Origin of the sequence: Chromobacterium sp. LK1 (assembly GCF_001043555.1) — a bacterium.
GTDB lineage: Bacteria > Pseudomonadota > Gammaproteobacteria > Burkholderiales > Chromobacteriaceae > Chromobacterium > Chromobacterium aquaticum.
The window spans coordinates 36,220-57,164 of the sequence record NZ_LDUI01000053.1 but is presented as its reverse complement, the minus strand read 5'-3'; the positions used below and the strand labels follow the sequence as shown (position 1 = coordinate 57,164).

Annotated in this window: 21 protein-coding genes; 9 read left to right on the top strand and 12 right to left on the bottom strand. The window is 65.4% G+C overall.

Annotated features, from left to right (window positions below):
- Nucleotides 1-279 precede the first annotated feature (279 nt).
- From VI26_RS20895 to VI26_RS20885, 3 genes are all read right to left on the bottom strand, one after another.
- Nucleotides 280-948: a hypothetical protein gene (locus VI26_RS20895; RefSeq protein WP_048411697.1), complete on the bottom strand. Its 669-nt coding sequence runs from the start codon at nucleotides 946-948 to the stop codon at nucleotides 280-282.
- Nucleotides 949-1,058: 110 nt separating this feature from the next.
- Nucleotides 1,059-2,420, bottom strand: a complete 1,362-nt coding sequence (locus tag VI26_RS20890) for an alkaline phosphatase (RefSeq protein ID WP_231581077.1) — start codon at nucleotides 2,418-2,420, stop codon at nucleotides 1,059-1,061.
- Between the two features lie 49 nt (nucleotides 2,421-2,469).
- Nucleotides 2,470-3,921, bottom strand: a complete 1,452-nt coding sequence (locus VI26_RS20885; protein ID WP_048411696.1) for an alkaline phosphatase — start codon at nucleotides 3,919-3,921, stop codon at nucleotides 2,470-2,472.
- Nucleotides 3,922-4,290: 369 nt separating this feature from the next.
- Here VI26_RS20885 and VI26_RS20880 point away from each other — a divergent pair, with 369 nt between their 5' ends.
- Nucleotides 4,291-4,920 carry a LysE family translocator gene (locus VI26_RS20880; protein ID WP_048411695.1) on the top strand — a complete coding sequence of 210 codons (630 nt, stop codon included), beginning with the start codon at nucleotides 4,291-4,293 and terminating at the stop codon, nucleotides 4,918-4,920.
- A gap of 100 nt (nucleotides 4,921-5,020) precedes the next feature.
- Here VI26_RS20880 and VI26_RS20875 read toward each other — a convergent pair whose 3' ends face one another.
- From VI26_RS20875 to VI26_RS20840, 8 genes are all read right to left on the bottom strand, one after another.
- Complete coding sequence (locus tag VI26_RS20875) at nucleotides 5,021-5,359, bottom strand: DnaJ family molecular chaperone (RefSeq protein WP_048411694.1); 339 nt, start codon at nucleotides 5,357-5,359, stop codon at nucleotides 5,021-5,023.
- Nucleotides 5,356-6,084, bottom strand: coding sequence for a hypothetical protein (locus tag VI26_RS20870; protein ID WP_048411693.1), 729 nt, complete (start codon nucleotides 6,082-6,084; stop codon nucleotides 5,356-5,358). Before VI26_RS20870 ends, VI26_RS20875 begins: the two co-directional genes overlap by 4 nt.
- 4 nt (nucleotides 6,085-6,088) lie before the next feature.
- The gene (locus VI26_RS20865; protein WP_048411692.1) at nucleotides 6,089-6,937 is read right to left on the bottom strand and encodes a DUF2167 domain-containing protein; all 849 of its coding nucleotides are present in this window, start codon (nucleotides 6,935-6,937) and stop codon (nucleotides 6,089-6,091) included.
- Between the two features lie 297 nt (nucleotides 6,938-7,234).
- A complete protein-coding gene (locus VI26_RS20860) occupies nucleotides 7,235-8,083 on the bottom strand; it encodes a family 16 glycosylhydrolase (protein WP_053074565.1) in 849 nt (282 codons plus the stop codon).
- A 275-nt stretch (nucleotides 8,084-8,358) separates the two neighbouring features.
- Nucleotides 8,359-8,874, bottom strand: a complete 516-nt coding sequence (locus VI26_RS20855) for a hypothetical protein (RefSeq protein ID WP_048411691.1) — start codon at nucleotides 8,872-8,874, stop codon at nucleotides 8,359-8,361.
- 166 nt (nucleotides 8,875-9,040) lie between these two features.
- Nucleotides 9,041-9,793, bottom strand: coding sequence for a hypothetical protein (locus tag VI26_RS20850; RefSeq protein WP_048411690.1), 753 nt, complete (start codon nucleotides 9,791-9,793; stop codon nucleotides 9,041-9,043).
- A gap of 2 nt (nucleotides 9,794-9,795) precedes the next feature.
- Nucleotides 9,796-10,725, bottom strand: coding sequence for a substrate-binding domain-containing protein (locus tag VI26_RS20845; RefSeq protein ID WP_048411689.1), 930 nt, complete (start codon nucleotides 10,723-10,725; stop codon nucleotides 9,796-9,798).
- 128 nt (nucleotides 10,726-10,853) lie between these two features.
- Nucleotides 10,854-11,759, bottom strand: a complete 906-nt coding sequence (locus VI26_RS20840; protein WP_048411688.1) for a LysR family transcriptional regulator — start codon at nucleotides 11,757-11,759, stop codon at nucleotides 10,854-10,856.
- A gap of 263 nt (nucleotides 11,760-12,022) precedes the next feature.
- Here VI26_RS20840 and VI26_RS20835 point away from each other — a divergent pair, with 263 nt between their 5' ends.
- From VI26_RS20835 to VI26_RS20815, 5 genes are all read left to right on the top strand, one after another.
- Complete coding sequence (locus VI26_RS20835; RefSeq protein WP_197081556.1) at nucleotides 12,023-13,201, top strand: MFS transporter; 1,179 nt, start codon at nucleotides 12,023-12,025, stop codon at nucleotides 13,199-13,201.
- Nucleotides 13,202-13,310: 109 nt separating this feature from the next.
- Complete coding sequence (locus VI26_RS20830) at nucleotides 13,311-14,750, top strand: PhoPQ-activated protein PqaA family protein (protein WP_048411687.1); 1,440 nt, start codon at nucleotides 13,311-13,313, stop codon at nucleotides 14,748-14,750.
- A gap of 187 nt (nucleotides 14,751-14,937) precedes the next feature.
- The gene (locus VI26_RS20825) at nucleotides 14,938-15,543 is read left to right on the top strand and encodes a transcriptional regulator (protein ID WP_048411686.1); all 606 of its coding nucleotides are present in this window, start codon (nucleotides 14,938-14,940) and stop codon (nucleotides 15,541-15,543) included.
- On the top strand, nucleotides 15,540-16,502 hold the full coding sequence (locus tag VI26_RS20820) for a threonine/serine dehydratase (protein WP_231581076.1): 963 nt from the start codon (nucleotides 15,540-15,542) through the stop codon (nucleotides 16,500-16,502). Before VI26_RS20825 ends, VI26_RS20820 begins: the two co-directional genes overlap by 4 nt.
- Nucleotides 16,499-17,443: an ornithine cyclodeaminase family protein gene (locus VI26_RS20815; protein ID WP_048411685.1), complete on the top strand. Its 945-nt coding sequence runs from the start codon at nucleotides 16,499-16,501 to the stop codon at nucleotides 17,441-17,443. Before VI26_RS20820 ends, VI26_RS20815 begins: the two co-directional genes overlap by 4 nt.
- Before the next feature lie 168 nt (nucleotides 17,444-17,611).
- On the opposite strand, the gene VI26_RS20810 is transcribed toward VI26_RS20815, so the two are convergent.
- Nucleotides 17,612-18,874 carry a hypothetical protein gene (locus tag VI26_RS20810; RefSeq protein WP_156183984.1) on the bottom strand — a complete coding sequence of 421 codons (1,263 nt, stop codon included), beginning with the start codon at nucleotides 18,872-18,874 and terminating at the stop codon, nucleotides 17,612-17,614.
- Nucleotides 18,875-19,123: 249 nt separating this feature from the next.
- On the opposite strand from VI26_RS20810, the gene VI26_RS20805 reads away from it, so the two are divergent.
- The 3 genes from VI26_RS20805 to VI26_RS20800 all read left to right on the top strand — a co-directional run bounded on the left by VI26_RS20805 (nucleotide 19,124) and on the right by VI26_RS20800 (nucleotide 20,944).
- Nucleotides 19,124-20,143 carry a low specificity L-threonine aldolase gene (locus VI26_RS20805; RefSeq protein ID WP_048411684.1) on the top strand — a complete coding sequence of 340 codons (1,020 nt, stop codon included), beginning with the start codon at nucleotides 19,124-19,126 and terminating at the stop codon, nucleotides 20,141-20,143.
- Nucleotides 20,144-20,264: 121 nt separating this feature from the next.
- Nucleotides 20,265-20,390, top strand: coding sequence for a hypothetical protein (locus VI26_RS25210; protein ID WP_255360829.1), 126 nt, complete (start codon nucleotides 20,265-20,267; stop codon nucleotides 20,388-20,390).
- Between the two features lie 101 nt (nucleotides 20,391-20,491).
- On the top strand, nucleotides 20,492-20,944 hold the full coding sequence (locus tag VI26_RS20800) for a DUF2000 domain-containing protein (protein WP_048411683.1): 453 nt from the start codon (nucleotides 20,492-20,494) through the stop codon (nucleotides 20,942-20,944).
- The last annotated feature ends 1 nt before the right edge of the window (nucleotide 20,945 follow it).

Sequence of the window (20,945 nt, the reverse complement as noted above, 5' to 3'; positions counted from 1 at the left end):
GCGAAGCTGGCGAGCAGGGTGCTGAGGTCCATGGCGGTTTCCAAACGCAAAAGTAAAAGCACCCCCATGAGGGGGTGTCCGAGAGATGCTTTCGGCTCAAGAAACTAGATAGCGCGGAAATTCTAAGTGTCAGGACAAAGGCGTATCAAGGCGCCAGATCAAATGTCTTTGGATTGAATGGCTTTGCCTGGTCTTATTGCCAGGGGGCGGCCCAGCAGGCTTGGACATGCGGCTTGCAAGGCCGTATCGCGCGACGCGCGGCAGATCGTAAACAGGTTCTTAGTCCAGCGTGTCCATATAGTCCTTGGCGCGCAGCCGTCCGGTCTGCGCCCACGGCAGCGGCTGGCCGGCGGCCAGAGGGCGGATTTCAACGCGTATGCTTTCGCGGTAGCGTCCGTCCTGCGAGCGCGATTCCACTTGCAGCGGCATCGCCCAGCGCGTGCTCCATTGCAGTTGCTTGCTGTGGCCGTTGGCTGTTTTGCGGTACCAGCGGCTGCCGTCCGCGCCGGGGCTGACGGTAAAGCCTTTCAGTTTGGCGATGTCCACGATCTGGCTGGCTTGGGTCCAGGAGCCGTCGAAGCCCACGTCGCTCCATTCGCGCTGCCCCACTTGCACCAGCAGGCCTTGTTGCGGCACGGCGAATTCCAGCCGCGGCTGGCCCTTGGCGTCCAGCCATACGTGGCGGTTGGCGGCGGGGTAGTCGATGTGGTCGTGGCCGTCTTCCGCGCCATGCTCGTGGCCGTGGCCGCCGGCGCGCGCGTTCAGCCGTTCGCGCCAGACATGCTTGCCCTGGCGGGTCAGTTTTTCCTGGTAGCGTATGGTTTTTTCCACGCCGTCATTGCCGATGGTGACGGTTTCATAGCGCAGGGTGGCCACCAGGTCCGGCGCGGCGGCGGCGTGCAGCGCCGGGGACAGGGCCAGCAGGGCCAGCGGCAGCAGGGTTTTCATCGCGGTCTTTCTTCATGCGTAAAAGTAGGCTTGCCCGTGGGCAAGCCGAATGGAGTGAATCCGTGGCCGCCGCGCCGGGCCTGGAGAAGGCGCCGACGCGGTGGCGGGGTTTACAGGCCCAGCGCGCTTTTCACCAGGCCAAACACCTTGGTGTTGTCCATCACGCCCTTGAAGCCCTTGGAGCCGGCGCCGCTGGACATCAGCATCACGTCGCCGCCGCCATGGGTTTCGCTGGACAGGCGCACGCCGGTTTCTTGCTGGTAGTCGTCGCCCATCGCGGTGGCGGAATCCACCGACACGCGGCTGGCCTTGCGGTTGGGGCCGTTGCCGAATACCAGCGCGGTATAGGTGGCGCCGTCGGCGTCCTTGGATTCCTTGCCGTCGGCGTAGCCGCGCACGATGTCGTGGATGGGGTTGCCGCGCTTGGCGTAGCCGTTGATGGTCATGGTGTGGTCATGATCCGCGGTGACCACGATCAGGGTGTTGTTGAGGTCCACCTTGGCCAGCGCGGTCTTGATGGCGTTGTCGAAGGCGATGGTGTCTTCCAGCGCGCGCTTGGCGTTGGTGCCGTGCAGCGCGTGGTCGATGCGGCCGCCTTCCACCATCAGCACATAGCCGTTGCCGTTGCGGGACAGGGTGTCGATGGCCTTGGCGGTCATGTCGGCCAGGCTGGGCTGGTTCAGGCTGTTCTTCACCCGGTCCAGCTCGTAGTCCATGTGGTCCTTGTTGAAGATGCCCAGCAGCTTGCCGCCGGATTGCGGGTTGAAGGCGGCCAGTTCGCTGCCGCTGCTGACCAGGGTGTAGCCCTTGGCCTGCATTTCGGTCAGCAGGTTGCGGCCGTCCGGGCGCTTGCCGCCGGAGGCGGTGGGCAGGAAGAATTTGCTGCCGCCGCCCATCAGCACGTCCAGGCCGGCGCCCAGCTGGGCGTTGTAGCCGGCGCCGCCCGGCACCGCCTGGGCGGCGATGTCGGATTCGGCGTCGCGGTGGCAGACGTGGGAGTAGGTGGCGGCCGGGGTGGCGTGGGTGACGCGGGTGGTGGTCACCGCGCCGATGGCCTTGCCCTTGGCCTTGGCCAGTTCCAGCAGGGTGGCCACCGGCTGGCCGTTGCCGCTGCCGCAGTTGCCGGTGCCGTTGCTATTGGGGTCGATGGCGCGGGTGTCGGCGGACATGGAGATGACTTCGTTGTTCATCTTCACGCCGGTCATGTAGGCGGACATGGACGGCGCGCTGTCGGTGGTTTGCGCGTCGTTGGAGAAGGTCTTGACGCGGGCGGTGCGGGACAGCTGTTCCATGTTCAGCTTGCCGGCTTCGCCGTATTTGTAGATGCGCGAGGCGGTGACGGTGGTGGGGCCCATGCCGTCGCCCAGGAAGAAGATCACGTTCTTGGCTTCGCCCGCGGCCTGGGCCGGCAGCGCGTGCAGGGCGGCGGCCAGCGCGGCGACGTTCAGCAGCGGTTTCATCATCGGTTTCATTGCGTTTCTCTTGTATGGGTTTGCGTAGCGTTTGGGGGGGAGGCGCGGCTCAGAGCGCGGCCGCTTTCTTCACCAGGCCAAACACGTCGATGTTTTCCAGGAAGCCGTGGAAGGCGTCCGCGCCCTGGCCGATGGCGCCGATGTAGACATCGGTGCCGCCGTGGGTTTCGCCGCCGGCCGGCATGCGCACCGCCGCTTCCTGGTGGTAGTCGTTGGCGGAGACCACGGCGTCGGTCAGCGCGGCGGCGGCGTTGCGGTTGCCGTTGACGCGGTTTTCACCGTTGCCGAAGCCGATGATGGAGTAGGGCATGCCGTCGGCGTCGGTGGCCACGCTGCCGTTGCTGTAGTTCTTCACCAGGCCCAGCACGCCGGGGTTGCTGGCCGTGGTCTTGCCGGTGCGCTGGGCGTAGCCGTTGAGCACCAGGGTGTGGTCGTGGTCGGCGGTGACGACGATCAGGGTGTTTTTCAGGTCCGGATCGCGCTGTTTCATCGCGTCGATGGCGGTCTTGATCGCTTGGTCGAAGGCCACGGTGTCCTGCAGCGCTTTCTTGGCGGTGGTTTCATGCAGCGCGTGGTCGATGCGGCCGCCTTCCACCATCAGGAAGAAGCCTTGTTTGTCCTTGCGGTCCGCCAGCATGGAGATGGCCTTGGCGGTCATCTCGGCCAAGCTGGGTTCCTTGGAGGCGTCGCGGTCCAGGTCGTAGCTCATGTGGCTGCTGGTGAACAGGCCCACGGCGCGGGTGGTCTTGGCCGGGTCCAGCGCGTTGAAGCCGGTTTTGTCCGCGGCGTAGCCATAACCCTTGGCTTTCAGCTCCGCCACCAGGTCGCGGCCATCGGCGCGCTTGCCGCCGGCGGCCTTGGGCAGGAAGAACTGGCGGCCGCCGCCGAACACCACGTCCACGCCATCTTGCAGCTTGGCGTTGTACAGCGCGCCGCCCGGCACCAGTTGGGCGGCGATGTCGGATTCGGCGTCGCGGTGGCAGACATGGGAGTAAGTGGCGGCCGGGGTGGCGTGGGTGACGCGGGTGGTGGTGACCACGCCGGTGGCCTTGCCGCCGGCCTTGGCCAGTTCCAGCAGGGTGCTGACCGGCTGGCCGTTGCCAGTGCCGCAGTTGGAGGTGAAGTCCGCGGTGGGGGACTTGGCCTGGGTGTCGGTGGACATGGAGATGACTTCGTTGTTCATCTTCACGCCGGTCATGTAGGCGGACATGGACGGCGCGCTGTCGGTGACTTGGGCGTCGTTGGAGAAGGTCTTGACGAAGCCGCTTTCCGGCAGCGTGTCCATGGTCAGCTCGCCGTCCTCGCCCACGGAGTAGATGCGGGCGGCGGTGGTGGTGTTGATGCCCATGCCGTCGCCCAGGAAGAAGATCACGTTCTTGGCCACGGCGGGGCGGTTGCCTTGGTTGTTGTTGGCGGAGCCGCTGGCGGGACCGCCGTTGCTGCCGCAGGCGGCCAGGCCGATGGCGGCCGTCACGGCCAGGGTCAGGCTGAGGATGCGCATGGTGTATATGTTCCGGGCATGAAAAAAACCGGGCCAGCATAGTGCGCGCATGTTGCGGACAGGAGAGGTTTTGATGAAGCTTTTGTTGCGCGGTCAACCGGACGGGCGGCTCGGGCGTTGCCGGGCGCGCGGCCGGCTCGATGCCGCCGCTTGGAATAAAACCATATAAGCATAAGCAAACATGCCACTACAGCCGCGCCGGGTTTTGTATTAAAATACGGCTTCCGCGTTGTTTGCCGCCCTTCATCCGTCATTTCCAGCTTTCATGCTCCACGCCCGCTCGCCGTGTCTCGCGCCGCGCATCGGCGTCATTGACTGTTTCCGGGGGGCCGCGCCGCCATATTGAATGTTGCGTCCTGGAGTTATTGAATGAGTTTCGCCACCCTATTGCTGTACATCGTCGCGGTCAGCGCGGTGATGATCACCCCCGGCCCGTCCATGCTGTTGGCGCTGAACAACGGCGCCAGCCACGGCATGCGCATCGCCAGTTACGGCTTTGCCGGCGCGGTGTTGTCGGATCTGCTGCTGATCGCCGCCGTCGGTTGTGGCCTGGGCGCCTTGCTGCAGGCGTCGGAGCAATTGTTTTCCATCGTGAAATGGGGCGGCGCCGCCTATCTGGTTTACCTGGCCTGGATGATGTGGCGCGCGCCCACTCAGGCGCTGGCGGCCAGCGAGCAGGGCGGCGAGGCCAGCGGCCGCGGCGCTTTCTTGCGTTCCCTGGTGGTGGGCCTGTCCAATCCCAAGGGCCTGCTGTTCTTCACCGCCTTCTTGCCGCAGTTCATCCGCCAGGAGCAGCCGGTGGTCACGCAGTACATGATCCTGGCCGTGGTCACCGCCTGCGTGGATTGCACCATGATGTTCATCTACGCCTACGGCGGCCGCCACGCGATGCGCAGTTTTTCCGCCCGGGTGATGTCTTGGATCAACCGCAGCTGCGCCGGCATGCTGGCGGTGCTGGCCATCGGTCTCAGCCTGTACCGTCGCAGCGATATGAGTTGAGCCGCGCCGGCTCGCCATGAAAAATCCCGCCAAGCCTGGCGGGATTTTTTTTGGGGCCGCGCAAGGCGGCTTCACACTGGGAAGAATGGCGAGCCGGCGCTCAGGAGCACAGCGGCAGCAGGCGCTGATAGGCGGCGTTGATCTCCTTGCTCTTGCGTTCGGCCAGTTCGCGCAACTCCTGGCCCAGCGTGCTGACCTTGTCCGGGTGGTATTCCGCCATCCGCGCGCGGTAGGCGGCTTTCAAGGCTTCCGCCGAGCAGGGCAGCGTGATTTGCAGCACCCGGCAGGCTTGTTCCAGCTCGGAGACGGGCTCCGCCACCGGCTCGGCCTCGGGCGCGGGGCGGCGCGGCTGTTGCCGCGCGTTCTTGCGCGCGCTCAGCAGGTAATCCACCAGCCAGAAGCCCAGCAGGCCGAAAACGATTAGGGTGATGAGTTTCATGGTTGCGGCTCCGCTTGCCTGGCTTCCGCCAGCGTGATGATCTGGTGTAGATGCGCGCGGGCATCGGCCGGTTCCGTGACTTCCAGCTGTTCGCGCGCCAGCGCGGCGATGTGGGCGGCGCTGTCCGCGTCCAGCCCGGCCTCCGGCGCCAGCAGATCAATCAGCGGCAGCGGGGCGAAGCCGGCCAGGCCCAGCTTGCGCGGCAGCTGGCTGGCGTAGGGCAGGCAGAGCAGGGCTTCCAGCATCAGCCGCAGCTGCGCGCCGTTGGGGCCCAGCCGCGCGCGGCGCAGCGCCAGCATGCCCAGCAGCGCGGCCGCCAGGTAGGCGAGATAGCCGGCCAGCAGCAAGAGCAGCCAATCCGCCGCGCCGGGGCGTAGCCACAGCGCCAGCGGCGCCGCGGCCACCGCGCAGGCCCAGCTCAGCGCCAGCCAGGGCGCGGTCCAGCGGTAGAAGCGGCGGTAGCGCTCCGCCTCCGCGCGCCAGCGCGCCAGGCTGCCGGGGGTGCTGGGCGCCCACAGGCTGAGCTTGGCGCAGGGGGAGGCGAAGCGCCACGGCGCGGCCAGCAGCGCGAAGCGGCCGCCCAGCCGCGCCCGCCACGAGGGCAGCCGCGCCTGGCAGCCGTGTCCGGCCAGATAGGCGATGCCTTCTCCGGCCGGCAGCAGTAGCAGCAGGTCCAGCAGGAAGAAGGCGAGGATGGCCAGGCAGAGGATTAGGGAGTAATCCATGCGCTCACTGCGTTTTTTTGCGCGACAGCAGCGACTTCAGCCCGGCGAAGGCGGCCAGCGCCAGGCCGGCGATCACTTTCCAGCCGGCGGCCAGGATGCCGACAAACCATTTCCAGGCGCCGCTTTTCACCGCCGCGGCCGCCGCGCCGCCGACGATCAGGCCGGTCAGGCCGTATTCGGCCACTTTGTCGCCTTCCTTGAATTCCGAGTATTTTTCGCCCGGCTTGAACTGGAACTGGTTCAACTGGGTTTTCAGGTCCGCCACCGCGCCGTCCAGCCGCGCCGGTTCCGTCACCAGGGTGACGGAGGCCACGCCGGTGCGGGACAGCACCTTGGTGGTGTAGTTGACCACGCGCTGGCCGCCGCTTTCGCTGATGGTGGCCCAGGACAGGCGTTTGGTGTCGGTCTCGTAATGCGGCGGGGTTTGCCAGCCCACCAGGTGCAGTTCTTGCCAGCCGCGCTTGCGGCGCTCTTCATTGGAGGCTTCGGTGCCTTCCTGCAATTGCTTCAGGATGGCGTCCGCGTCCAGCTTCTCGCCGTCCATCACGTGGCCGGTGCTGTCGTAGGACACCACGGCGAACCACGGTTCCAGCGATTGCGGGCCGAACAGCCAGGAATCGGTGACATTGGGGTTTTGCATCGCCTCCATCAGCCGGGTGGTGTCGTCCTGGTCCAACGACAGGTATTTGGGCGGCACTTCCCAGTTGGCGACATTGGCGATGTTTTGGGTGTAAGGACCCAGGTGCGGGTTCTTGACCGGGGAGTCCTTGTCGGCGGCGGCCTGTTGCGCGCCCACGGCGGCGGACGCGCTCAGGCAGGCGGCCACCAGGATTGTCTTGTATTGTATTTTCATGTCAAACCATCCAGTCGTTTTTGGTATTTATGCTTTTTGCAAAACCAGCTAGTTTCCCAAAAACCGTCCGGGTTTGGCAAATCCATGGGCGTGGTAATTATGGCGCCGTCCATCCGGGTCTGGACGACAAAAAGCCGCCCCGGGGGGCGGCAAGCATGCAATCGACAGATACAAAGGAGTTGGAAGCGCGCTTGGCGCTTCCCGAGGACCAGGCTAGTGTAGCTGGCCGATGTGACGCGCGCGTGACGGCGCGCGGCCTCCCTCCGCCTGGCTTGGGATCTTGTCGCGGAAGGGGCGTCAGCGCAGCGGCGAGGCGGCCGATGCCGGCGCCCGACGGCGCGCGGCGGGTTCGCCGGCGTCGCGGTACACCCGCACATAGTCCACCACCATTTCCTGCGGCCAGCGCGTGGACGCGTCCGGCGCGCCGGCCCAGTCGCCGCCCACCGCCAGGTTCAGCACGATGAAGGCCGGTTCTTGCAAGGCGCTCCAGCCGTCGCCGCCGTCGGTTTTCATCGTCACCGTCTGGTAGAGCCGGCCGTCGACGAAATAGCGGATCGCCGCCGGCGACCATTCCACGGCGAAATCGTGGAAGCGATCGTTGAACCAGCCCAGGTCCGGCGTGACGTAGGAGGCCGACGCCGTTTGCACCGTGCCGGCCGGCGCGCCGGGCTTGGGCCGGTGCGCGCTGCCCCAGATGGTGGCGTTTTCCGCGCCGGCCTCGCTGCCCACCATTTCCAGGATGTCGATTTCGCCGTAATGCGCGGGCTGATCCCATTGTTGGTTCAACATCCAGAACGCCGGAAACATGCCTTGGCCGTAAGGCAGCTTGATGCGCGCCTCGATCCGGCCGTAGCGCCAGGCGGCCTGGCTGCGCAGGCGCGCCGAGGTGTAGTCGCGGCCACCGTAGGCCTGCCGCCGCGCGGTGATATGCAGCGCGCCCTCGCGCACGGCCACATTGTCTCCGGCGGTGTAGTACTGCAGCTCATGCAAGCCCCATGGGCCGGGGCCGGATTCCAGCCGCCATTTGGCGGTGTCCAGCGCCGCGCCGTTGAATTCGTCCTGCCACGCCAGTTGCCAATTGGCCGCGGCCGCGCCACCGCTCAGCAGCGCCGTGATTGCGGCGGCTGCCGCCATCTTGCTTTTCATCGCTCATCTCGCCTGAGTTTGTCGAGCGCCCAGCATAGCTGGACGCGACAGCGGCGCAGTGCAACCGCGCTTGGCAGTTTTACCAAGCGCGGTCAGGTGCGTGGCCTAGAACGTGTTTACGATCTCGCGCGCTAAGAACCTGTTCAAAGTCTCGCGAGCAAGAGCGAGACAAGGCGAAAACGAGCGAAAAAACGGAATGTACAGGTGGTACATGAGCATTTTGAACTCGTTTTCAACGCCGTATCGCCGACGCGCAGCAGATCGTGAACAGGTTTTTAGGAGCAATTCGAGTTCAGGCTGGGATAGGCGGTATTCAGGATCCACTTGCCCTTGCTGTTCTTGGCATAGCGGAAAGACAGGTAAATGGGCTCTCCCGCGGGAAACGGGGTGGATTGGGTGCAGGCTCCGGCCGCGTTCACCTGCTTGCAGGTGCTGGGCCGCGCGCCGGGCCAGCCGTTGGGATAGAGCGTGCCCTCCGGCACGCAATCGGATTCCGCCGCCCGGGTGCCGCATACGGCCGGTTTGGGGCCCTTGGGACCGGGGTAGCTCTGCCAAGTGGTGAAGGCGGCCTTGAATTGATCCCAACTGTCGAACTGCGATTTGCCCGCTTGGGTGGGCTGGCCGCGGATGTGGATGCTGACATGGCCTTCCATCGCGGTGTTGTCCGTCATGGATTTGACGCTGGCGTTCACGTCCGCGGTGACGCGGCATTCCGCCGCCAGCGACGGCGTGGCCGAGAATAGGCAGAAAGCCAGGGCGGACAGTGCAAGCGGGCGATAGGGATCAAGCATGGATGGCTCCTGAAAGCGGCGGGAAACAGTCCCGAACCGGGTTTTTAAAAGCGGGCGGCTGGAAGTTATCGCGCCAACAGGGCATGGCGCGGCTTATCGTTGAAGATTAATGCAAGGAGCATGATTGGAGCCTGCGCTTTGGGACAGGCGAGGAGCAGGCGGGAGGCTATTGCCGGTTGCGGGCCCAGGCGGCGGAGGTTTCCTGAAAGAACGCGTCCATATGGTGTTGGCGCCAGATGGCGGCGGTGTCCTTGGCGAACAGGCCGGTGCGCAGCGCCTGGCGCAGCTTGCTCAATACCGGCGGCGGGGTGTCGGGATTGCAGGCCAGCCAGCGTTCGGCCGGCGTCAGCAGCAAGACCTTGCGCGGCGGCGGGCCGGCGTCCGGTTGCGGCGGCGTGTCGCTGACGAAGACCTCCAGCCGCTTGGCCGCCAGCATCTTGAAGCCCAACGCCGGTTTGGCGATGGGGATGTAGGGCAGTTGGGCGCTGCTGAGCAGGTCGCGCGCTTCGGCAATATCCACCGTGCCCAGCGTCCGGCCCCGGAAATCGCGCAGGCTGCGGAATGGCGCGGCATTGCCGGCGGCGGCGTAAGCCTGCAGCACCACCGGCGCGATGGCGGCCACATAGCTGAGGGTTTCCGCCTTGCCCTGATCAAAATTCACGTCCAGCGCGCAGGTGTTCTTTTCCGCCGCCGCCAGCAACAGCGCCCGTTTGGCCGGCGCCGTTTTCAGCGCCACCTCCAGCCCGGCCTTGCCCGCCAGGTAATGGAATGCTTCCGCGTAGGGGCCGGCCAGGCCATCGCGGGCCGGCAGCAGAAACGGCGGATGCGCGTCCGCCACCACCGTCAGCGCGGGCTGGGCCGGTGTCCAGCCGCAGGGCAGCGCCATCACCGCCGCCAGGCATGCGCGAGCGAGCGCCATGGTCAGGACTTCACCAGGTCCACCGGCGTGCGCACGATGCTCTGCATCTCGCTCTGCGTCAGCCGTTTGTTGAAGGACTCCAGGCCCAGCCGGATTGCCTGCTCCGCCTGCAGCGCCGGGTGCTGGTCCGCGGTGGCGTAGATGCGTTTGGCCGCCAGCAGCGCGGCCATTTCCGGGATATTGTCGTAGCCGCCGATCAAGACCTTGCCGTCGCGCTTCAGCTCGCTCAGCGCCTGCGCCGCGCCTATCGCCATATTGTCGTTGCCGCACAAGAGCGCGGCCAGGTCCGGCGTTTGCCGCAGCAGCGCCGTGGCGGCGGCGTGGCCCTTGTCCCGCTCCCAGTCGCCCCAGGCGATGCCGGCCAGGCTCATGCCGGCGTTGGCGATCGCCTCGCGGTAGCCGTCGCTGCGCGCCTTGGCGTTGATGGAGCCGGGCAGGCCCTCGATCACGCCCACCTTGCTGCGCGGTTTCAGCGCGCGCAGCACATAATCTCCCACCGCGCGCGCGCCGTTGAAATTGCTGGGGCCGACGAAGGGAATGTTGACGCCGTGGCCGGCCAGCGCGCGGTCGTCCAGCTTGTTGTCCAGATTGATCACCAGCATGCCGCTCTGTATCGCCTTGATCAGCGCCGGGATGATGGCGCGGGAATCCGCCGGCGTGATGATCAGGATCTGATCGCGGCGCGCGATGCTGGTTTCGATGATCTTGACCTGCCCGGCCACGTCGGATTCTTCCGGCACGCCGTCCAGGGTCAGCCGGTATTCGGCGCGGTGCTGGGCGTAATGTTTGCGCGCGCCGGCGGTCATCAATTCGAAAAACGGATTCTTCAGCGATTTCAGCACCATGGTGACGGCCGGCTGCGCCGCGGCCGCCGCCCGCCAGGGGACGGCCAGCAGAGCCAGGGATGCCAGTAGAAGTTCGCGCCGCCGCATAAATCCCTCCGCCTGATCAAGGCTGAATGGAAACCAGGCTTCATTGTGCTTTGACCGCCACGGCGGGTTCGCCACGGCGCATGGCTTCTTTATAGCGCACCGCGCGGCGAGGGCGGGTGGCCCGCCGGCTAGTTGGGGTTCAGCGCGTCGTTTAGATGGATTCCGCCGCAGAAATCGATAAACGCCTTGTGACGGGCGGTTTCTCTTTTCCGGCGCGGCCAGAGCACGCTGAGCTGGATGTCCCGGCTATTGAATTGCGGCAGGATGGGGGTCAGTCTCCGTTCCCGCAATTCCATGGCGATGGAGATGTCGGGAAGATAGGCGATGCCCAGCCCCTTGAGCGCAAAGTGTTTCCTGGCCTCCAGGCTATTGCAGACCAGCGAGGCCGGCAGTTTCATCTCGTCCTCGTCGCCAAGATGCCAGGCCTCCACTTTGCCGGTATTGGGCGAGCGGTAATGCAGGCATTTATGCCGCGATAAATCATCGATGCCGCGTGGAATGCCGTGCCGAGCCAGATAGGCGTCGGAGGCGACCATGATCCTGCGGAAGCTGCCCAGCGGCAGCGATTGGATCGCCTTGATCGCGCCGTCGCCGGCCGCGCCGGTTCTCAGCGCGAAATCGAAATCATCGTTGATGATGTCGACCAGTGTGTCCGAGTAATCCAATTCCAGCTCTATTTCCGGATAGAGCGAGTTGAATTGGGCAAAGTAATCCAGGAACACATCGCTGATGGGCGGCAGGCTGATGCGTATCTTGCCCTTGGCCTGGGTCATGCCGGCGCCAAGTTCATCTTGGATGCTGTCCAACTCTTGCAGCAGGCCCAAGGCCCGCTCCAGCAAGTGCTGGCCCTCGGCGGTGAGGGTGATGCTGCGGGTGGTGCGCTTGAACAGCGATACTTGCAGCCTGGCTTCCAGCCGGCTGATGCGCTTGCCGACGGCGGAGGCGGAGATCCCCATCCGCTGCCCCGTCATGACAAAGCTGCGCAGCTCCGCCACTTGAACGAACAGGGCCAGGTCCTGAATGGAACTGAGCATTTCCACGCCTTTCCGGACAAATCTGTCCATGCAATCTGGAGCGCAGGCTTACTTTATCGAAAGATGGCGCTGGCATTAGAGTTTGGCCTCGGACTTTAACACAGCCAATCCGCCGGCCGCGCGCCGGGGGCGAGCTGGCATTTTTGCGAGGAGGAACGCATGGTTGCGCGCACATTGAAACGGCCTGGCCTAGCTTGTTTGTATCTTTCATTGTTTTTGATGGGCGTGGCCGCCGCCGCGCCGCAGTGGATGCCGGAGCCGCGATGAATACGGGCAAATTGATGACTATGCCGCTGTTCGCGCTGGCGATTGCCGCCTTCGCCATCGGCACCGCCGAATTCGTGGTGATGGGGCTGTTGCCGGAAATCGCCAGCGATATGGCCATTTCTATTCCAGCCAGCGGCCATCTGGTGTCCGGTTACGCGCTGGGGGTGGTGATAGGCGGGCCGGTCATCGGCATCGCGCTCCGCGCCATGCGCGAAAAAACCGCCTTACTGGCGTTGATGCTGATGTTCGTGGTGGGCAATGCCGGCTGCCTGCTGGCCCCCGGTTTTGGCTGGCTGATGCTGGCGCGGGTGTTCACCGCGTTCAGCCATGCTTCTTTCATCGGCACCGCCGCGGTGTTGGCCTCGCGGCTGGCTCCGCCGGGCAAGGAGGCCCAGGCCATGGTGCTGATGCTCAGCGGCATGACCTTGGCCAATGTGCTGGGCGTGCCCTTGGGCTCCTTGCTGGGACAGTTGCAGGGCTGGCGCGCCGCCTTCCTGGCGGTCATGCTGCTGGGCCTGCTGGCCGCGGCCTTGATCGCCGGCTTCGTTCCGGCCGGACGGGCCAGCCCGTCGGCGCCCGCCGGCCACGGTTCGGACCTGCGCCGGCCGGTGATCTGGCTGGGTCTGGCCACCAGCGTGATGGCGTCGGCCAGCATGTTCGCCTTCTTCACCTATATCGTGCCGGTGCTGTTGCAAGTGACCCATGTGGAGGCCAAGGTGGCCACGGCGGCGCTCTTCGTCTGCGGCGTCGGCATCACCATAGGCGGCTTGCTGGGCGGACGCCTGGCCGACTGGAATCTGCCGAGGGCGCTGACGCTGACCCTGCCTTGCCTGATTGCGGTGCTGGTCGCGTTTTACTGGGCCAGCGCCAGCCTGTATCCGGCGCTGGCGTGCATGGTGTTGTGGGGCGGGCTGTCCTTCGCGGTGGGCATGATGCTGCAAGCGCTGATCATCAAGGTGGCCGGCAATGCCGCCGCCTATGCGTCCACCTTGAATATCGGCGCCTTCAATCTGGGCAATGCCATCGGTGCCTGGCTGGGGGGCAGGGTGCTGGAGATGGGCTGGGCCTTCAACGCCATCACACTGCTGGCCGCCGCTTTGGCCGCCGTGACCCTGGCCATGGTCGTTGCGGTGTTGCGGACGGCGCGCCGGGCTCCGTGGCCGCTGTTGGCTTGAGGATGGGCTTGCCGGTATGGGAGTGGCTGGATGCGGCAAGGACTTGAGTGTTTACCCTAAACCTTGCAAAATCTAGCACCCACTCTCTAACAATTAATATATTCCGCCGATGAACGCTTCCCTCCCTCTCGCGCTGCGCGCCTGCGTCGCGCTGTGCTTGTCATGGCCCGCCGTCGCGCCGGCCAAATCCTTGCCGGCTCAGTCCGCATCCACCGTTGTCGCCGACTATTTGCAACAGGCCAAGGCCAGCCAGCAGCCGGCCGAGCTGCTCAGCTCGGTGGTGGAGGACGGGGTGGAGGTGCGCATGTACCGGATGGTGTCGCAGCAATGGCCGGGGGCCGGCAGTGGCATCAACAGCAATGCGCCGCTGTGGGAGCAGCAGTACAAGCTGGTCCTGCCCTTGCAGCGCAAGCCGGGCGCGCCGGTGCTGCTGTATGTGAACGGCGGCAGCAATCACGCGCAGCCGCCCAAGTTGCCGGATCGCTTGCCGGCGGAGGCGCTGGCGCGCGATCTGGGCGTGCCGGTGGCCGAGCTGTATTTCGTGCCGAACCAGGATTTGCAATTGGACGAGCAGCCGGCCGGCCGCGAGGACGCGCTGGTGGCCTATACCTGGCGTAAAACGGTGGATCAGCCGCAGGCGGAGCGCTTCAGTTCCCTGCACTTGCCGATGACGCAGGCGGTGAGCGCGACGATGGACGCCTTGCAGCGCAGCTTGCCGGGCAGCGAGCGTTTCGTGCTGGCCGGCGCGTCCAAGCGCGGCTGGGCCACTTGGCTGGCCGGTCTGAACGATAAGCGGGTGAGCGCCATCGTGCCGGTGGTGGCGGATTTCTGGAATGTGCGCGTCAACTTCACCCATGTTTACAACAGCTACGGCCAGCAATGGCCGGTGGCGCTGCGCGATTACCAGCGCAACGGCATCACCGAGGATGTGCTGCAGGGCGGGCCTGGCCTGGACGCCTTGTTGCGCTTCGAGGATGTGATCCATTACCGCGTCGGGATGGCGCGTTTGAGCAAGTATATGATTTCCGCCTCTGGCGACGATTTCGCGGTGCCGGATTCCGCCTGGAGTTATCTGCCGGACTTCGCCGGCCCCACCCAGCTGCGCTATCTGCCCAATCAGTCGCATTATGTGAAGGGCGATCAGATCGGCCAGGCCTTGCGGCAGTTCATGCGCCGCTGGCTGGCCGGCAAGCCGATGCCGCGGGCGCAGGTGGACGCGGACCCGGCCAGCGGCCGTCTGCGCGTCAAGGTGACGGCGCGGGAGGCGGGCAAGGCCACGCTGTGGCTGGCGAGCAATCCCAAGAGCCGGGATTTCCGCTTCAATTCCGGTATTCGTTATCAGCCCAAGGCGATCGAGGGCCAGTGCCGCCGCGGCAGTTGCAGCTTCGAGTTCCGGCCGGATGCCGCGCAGCCGGGCTGGCAGGCTTATTTCATCGCGTTCGAAGGCCAGGACTTCGCCTGGAGCACGCCGCCCTTGGTGTGGCCGCACGCCTATCCCAACGGCGAGTCGGTGCCGTTTGGCGCGCCGCGTTTGCAACTGGGGCGCTGATGACGTTGTGCCGCGTTTGGAGCCCGTGTTTGCATCTCTTGGCTCTGTCCTGATCCAGAAGCCGGCGATGCCGGCTTTTTCGTTCTTGGCTTTAGCTGTGGATTTTTAAGTCCATATTGGACTTTTTTATTTTAATTTTGGATTTTTGAGTCTAAACTGGATTTGTTGATCCAATTCGAGTGCCGCCATGCTGTCCCGTTACCAGTCCATCGCCGACGCCATCGCCACCTTGTTCTACCCCTATGCCGAGGTAGTGCTGCATGACCTGGCCACCCAGTCCGTGGCCTATATCGCCAACAATTTCTCCAAGCGCGAGCTGGGCGACGATTCCGGCCTGGAAGAGCTGGAAAACACGCCGGACGCGACGGTGATCGGCCCTTACGAAAAACTGAATTGGGATGGCCGCAAGCTGCGCTCCATCAGCGTGGTGCTGCGCGACGACGCCGGCGCCGCGCTCGGAATGATGTGCGTGAACCTGGACATCTCGGTGTTCGAGGGCGCGCGGGCGGCACTGGACCTGTTCTTGTCCGGCAGCAAGCTGGTGGCGCAGCCGGCCTTGTTGTTCGAGGACGACTGGCAGGAACGCATCAACCGTTTCATCCACGGCTGGCTGCAACAGCGTCAGCTGAGCCTGTCCATCCTCAGCCGCGAGCACAAGCGCGAGCTGGTGCAGGCGCTGCTGCGCGAGGGCGCGTTTCGCGGCAAGAACGCCGCCGACTACGTGGCCAATGTGTTGGGCATGGGTCGCGCCACGGTTTTCAAGCATTTGAAAGAGCTGAAGGAGCAAGCATGACACTGGATTCCCTGTTCGAAGCCATCGCCGCCGCCCACCAGGCCATCCGCCCGCAGGCGCGGGTCACGCCGCTGGAGCACAGCTCGGCCTTGTCCGCCCTGACTGGCTGCGAGGTGTATCTGAAGTGCGAGCATCTGCAGCGCACCGGCTCTTTTAAATTCCGCGGCGCCAGCAACAAGCTGCGGCTGCTGGACCCGGCGGCGCGGCGGGGCGGGGTGATCGCCGCGTCCACCGGCAACCACGGCCAGGCGGTGGCCTTGGCCGGCGGGCTGCTGCAAGTGCCGGTGACGGTGTACGCGCCGGCGTCCGCCGCCGCGGTGAAGCTGGATGCGATCCGCGCGCTGGGCGCGGAGTTGAAGCTGGTGGATGGCGACGCGCTGGCGGCGGAACTGAGCGCCGGCGCGGCGGCGCGGCGGGCGGGATTGCCCTTCGTGTCGCCGTATAACGATCTGGAGGTGGTGTCCGGTCAGGGCACAGTGGGCATGGAGCTGGCCGAGCAGTGTCCGGAGCTGGACGCGGTCTTTGTCTCCGTGGGCGGCGGCGGCCTGATATCCGGCATCGGAACGGCCTTGCGGCGCCTGGCGCCCGGCGCGGAAATGGTGGGCTGCTGGCCATCGGCGGCGGCCACCATGCACGCCAGCCTGCAGGCCGGCCGCATCGTCGAGGTGGATGAGGGCGACACCCTGTCCGATGGCACCGCCGGCGGGGTGGAGCCCGGCGCGGTGACTTTCGAGCTGTGCCAGGCCCTGATCCGCCATTGCGCACTGGTCAGCGAGGCGGAGATCCGCGCGGCGCTGCGCTTGCTGGCCCAAAGCGAGCGCTGGATGCTGGAGGGCGCGGCGGGCGTGGCGCTGGCCGGCCTGTTGCAGCAGGCGCCGCGCTACCACGGCAAGAAGGTGGCGGTGGTGCTGTGTGGCCGCAACATCGTGCTGGATAAGTTTTTGAAGGCGGTGTCATGAAAATCTTCAACAAGGATGAAATCCTGGCGCGGCTGGATCTGGAGCGGGCGGAAGCGCTGCTGCGCCAGGGCTTCATCGCCTATTCCGCCGGGCGCGCGCAACTGCCGCCGGTGCAGCATTTCGCCTTTGCGGCGGCCAACGGCGATTGCTGCGTGAAATCCGGCCATGTGGAAGGCGACAGCCTGTTCGCGGTCAAGGTGTCCTCCGGTTTCTACGACAACCCCAAGCGCGGCCTGCCCAGCAATCAGGGCCTGGTGCTTTGCTTCTGCGCCCGAACCGGCGCGCCGCTGGCGCTGCTGCGGGACGAGGGCTGGCTCACCGCCTGGCGCACCGCGCTGGCCGGGCGGCTGGCGGCGCGGATTTTGGCGCCCAGCCGGGTGGAGGCGATAGGCATCGTCGGCACCGGCTTGCAGGCGCGGCTGCAATTGCGCGCCTTGCAGGCGGTGACGCCGTGCCGCGATGCATGGGTGTGGGGGCGTTCCGAGACCGAGCTGGCGGCCTTCGCCGCCGAGTTCGAGGCCGAGGGCTACCGTGTGCGGACCACGCTGGACGCGGAAGCGCTGGCGCGCGCCTGCCGGCTGATCGTCACCTGCACGCCGTCCAGCCGGCCCATTCTGCAAGCCGGCTGGCTGCGGCCCGGCAGCCATGTCACCGCGGTGGGCGCGGACGCCGCCGGCAAGCAGGAGCTGGCGCTGGAACTGGTGGCCGGCGCGGACCGCATCGTGGTGGATTCCGTCGCGCAGTGCGCGGCTTACGACGAGGTGTCGCATGCGTTGGCCGCCGGATTGCTGGAGCGCGAACGGCTGGCGGAACTGGGGCGGCTGCTGGCCGGCGAGCAGCCGGGCCGGCAAAGCGAGGACGAGATCACGCTGGCGGATCTGACCGGGCTGGCGGTGCAGGACGCGCAGATCGCCAAGTGCGTGCTGGAGGCCCAGGCCTGAAACGCTATTGACCGTCAATGGGTTCTCAGAACCTGTTCAAAGTCTGCTGCGCTTCAGCGATACGGCGTTAAAAACGAGCTCAAAATGCTCATGTACCACTTGTACATTCCGCTTTTTCGCTCGTTTTCGCCTTGTCTCGCCCTTGCTCGCGAGACTTTGAACAGGTTCTCAGGCCGCGTGTGGGAAGCCATGCACCGGCCGCAAGGGCGGCCGGGCGTGGCCGCCCTGTTTTTGCGCCGCCATCAGGAAGCGGGTGTAGTTTTCCTTGCCTACCTGACGGAAGTTGAATTTGACGGTGTCGGCGCTCAGCACGACGCCGTCCTTGGCCTGCAAGCGCGCGACGATGTCGGCGATCACATTGTCCGCCTGCTGACGCAGCGCGGAGCCGGCTTCTTTTTTCAGCATTTCGTTGAGGGTGACGATGGCGGGCGCGTCCGCCAGCCCCATGGCGGACAGGACGGCGGCGTGTTGGCCGAAGTGCCGCCAGACGATGGCTTGCGAGCCCAGCCGCAACACGAATTTGAACGGAAAGCCGGTGCGGATGGAGAGCAGCACCGGGTCGATGCACACCAATTGTTCGATGGAGTTGACGCCCTCGGCCGCCAGCGCGGCGGAAATATTGGCGGTCACGCCTTCCAGTTGGATCAACTGGTCGTTTTCCTGCGGCTGTTCCTTGGCGTTCAGGTTCAGCGCCACCAGCCGGCGCAGCAGTTTGAACAGGGTGTCCATCGGAAAGGCGCCTACTGCGAAGGCGGACACGGTTTGCGCGGCGGAGACGGTTTCGGCGGCGCCGGCGGCGCTGACGGCCGCGCCGATGGGGATGGCCAGCATCATGCGCAGCGCGTACCAGTACACGTCCGCCACATTGAGGCTGCGCTTGCGCACGCTCAGCACCATGTCGCTGACCACGAACAGATAGGCGCCGGCAATGGCGGCGCAGACGATCTGCGCGTCGAACGGCAGCGTCAGTTGGTCGTTGACGGCGAGCAGGTAGAGCACGCTCATGCACAGAGTGGCGATCAGCATCAGCAGCATCGGGGTGAGGAAGGCGGCGCGGCCGTAGTGCTCGCGGTAGATCTGCTCGAACAATTGCTCGGCGGCGGCTTCCACTTCTTCGTTCTCAGGCAACGGCCAGGTGCTCAGTTGCGGGTGCTTGTCGGTGCGCGGCTGCCAGAACTGGCGCAGGTAATAGACCAGCGCGCCGTTGTTGAGCCGGTTGCGGAATTCCTCGTAGCGGGCGCCCCAGCCTATGACCAGGAAGCGGATCATCGGCGCGGCCGCCAGCGCGGTGACCAGCAGGCCCAGCGCGAAATGACTGGTGTGCAGGGAGCGGGAGAAAGGCCGTTCCGTCAGCCACGGCAGCATCGCCAGCGCGGTGATGTCCAAGAGCAGCAGGCCCAGCCACAAGCCGTGATAGTTCAGGTTTCTCATGATGGCCTCGCTGATTGGCGGCGTGGCTACCATGTTAGTTCTCCAGCGTAAAATCGCACTCCGTACGAATAACTAGCCGCTTGGGCAGCGTCAACCTTATCGAAAGTCGTGTTGAATCATTGATGGCCGGCCCCTAGCATTTGCTTCGCATTTGATTGGCATGCCAATAGCGCGGCGGCTGTCCTCGCCCGAGGTTTTCCTTGCCGCCGCTTGCCATCCTCCAGCCGACGTTCACCAACGGGACCAGACATGCCGGACATCATCGATTTGAGAAGCGACACTCTGACGCGGGTCAGCAAGCGCGATGTGGAAGCGCTGGATTTCGCCAAGATCGGCGACGACTGTTACGGCGAAGACCGCTATGTGCGTGAACTGGAAGCCTACTGCGCCGAGCTGTTCGGCAAGGAGGCGGCCTTGTTCATGCCCTCCGGCACCATGAGCAATCAGGTGGGCCTGCGCTGTCTGGCGGCGCCCGGCGATGAGATCGTCACCGAGGTGGGCTATCACATCAGCTTCTTCGAATCCTCGGCGGTCAGCGCCAACAGCGGCCTGGTGCTGAATGCCTACCATAGCCGGAACGGCGTGCTCACCGCCGACGAAGCGCGCATCGCCATCCACGCCAAGGCGCGCTGGTCCAGCCTGTACGCGGTGCCCAAGGTGGTGGCGATAGAGAGCAGCATCAACAGCTACGGCGGCATCGCCTATCCGGTGGACGAGATGCTGCGCGTGCGCGCGCTGTGCGACGAAATGGGCCTCAGCCTGTATCTGGACGGCGCGCGAGTGCTCAATGCCTGCAGTCATCTGGATCTGTCGCCGGCGCGTTATGCGCGGCCGGCGGACATGTTGAACTTTTGCTTTTCCAAAGGCGTGGGCGCGCCGTTCGGCTCCATCCTGGCCGGGCCGGCCCACAAGATCGAGGCGGCCAAGGTCTTCCGCAAGTGGCAGGGCGGCAGCCTGCACCAGTCCGGGCTGATGGCCGGCGTGGCGCTGGACAAGATGCGGCACTGGCAGCAAGTGACGCAGCAAGACAATGACAATGCGGCCTGGCTGGGGCGCAGGCTGGGGGAGGCGGCGCGGCTCAAATACCCGGTGGAGACCAATATGGTGTTCATCGAGGCGGCGGACGCCAAGGCCGCGGCGGCGCGGCTGGCGGAGCGGGGCGTGTTGGCGCTGGCCTGGAAGCCGGACTTGCTGCGCTTCACTTGCAGCAGCCTGGTGACGCGGCGCGAGCTGGAGCGGGCAGCGGACATCATACGCGCCAGCCTGTGAGCGCCGGCCAGCCATTCCGGACAATTTCTCACGACAGAGCGGAGCGCCGCCCGCTTTTTCCCGGCGCGGCGGTCGCTTATCGTTGTGGGCTGTTTTGCAGCCAAAGGAAGCGATATGTCGAATGTGGAATGCAGCGTGCGGCCTGAGCGTGGTGGCCTTCACCAATACCTTGTATGAAGGCATGTCCGGGCGCTTCATTTCCGATCTGCGCGACGCGGTGTACGGCGTGGAGCCGCGCTTGCAATAATTCAACCAAAAATGTAAATTTCAACTTAATGTTGAAATATTGTGGCCGGACCGTGCGGTGACAGCCGTGATCCGGCCGCTGGTTTTTGGAAGGAAGCGCAGATGAGCGAACAACACCTTGCCGGCGGCGCCGATGCCGCCGCGCGCAAATACGTGGCGGTGATCCACAAGCGGCTGGAGCCGGGCCGGGCGATGAATGTGCTGGGCCATCTGGCGTTGGCGCTGGCCTGCCGGCTGCGGCGCGCGGACGCGGCGGCAAACCACGTGGATTATGTGGACGCCGACGGCGGCGTGCATCCGGCGATCTCGGCCGATCCCTTCATCGTGCTGCGCGCCGACAACTCCGCCAAGCTGGAACGGCTGCGCCAGGCCGCCGCCGAAGCCGGCGTGGCCTGCGTCGATTTCACCGACACCATGGCCGAGGGCGGCAGCGCCGAACAACTGCGCCGCACCGCGGCCACCCCGGCCGCCGCCTTGGAGTATTGGGGCGTGGCCTTGTGCGGCGACGAGGCCGAACTGGGCGCGCTGACGCGCAAGTTCAGCCTTTACCGTTGAC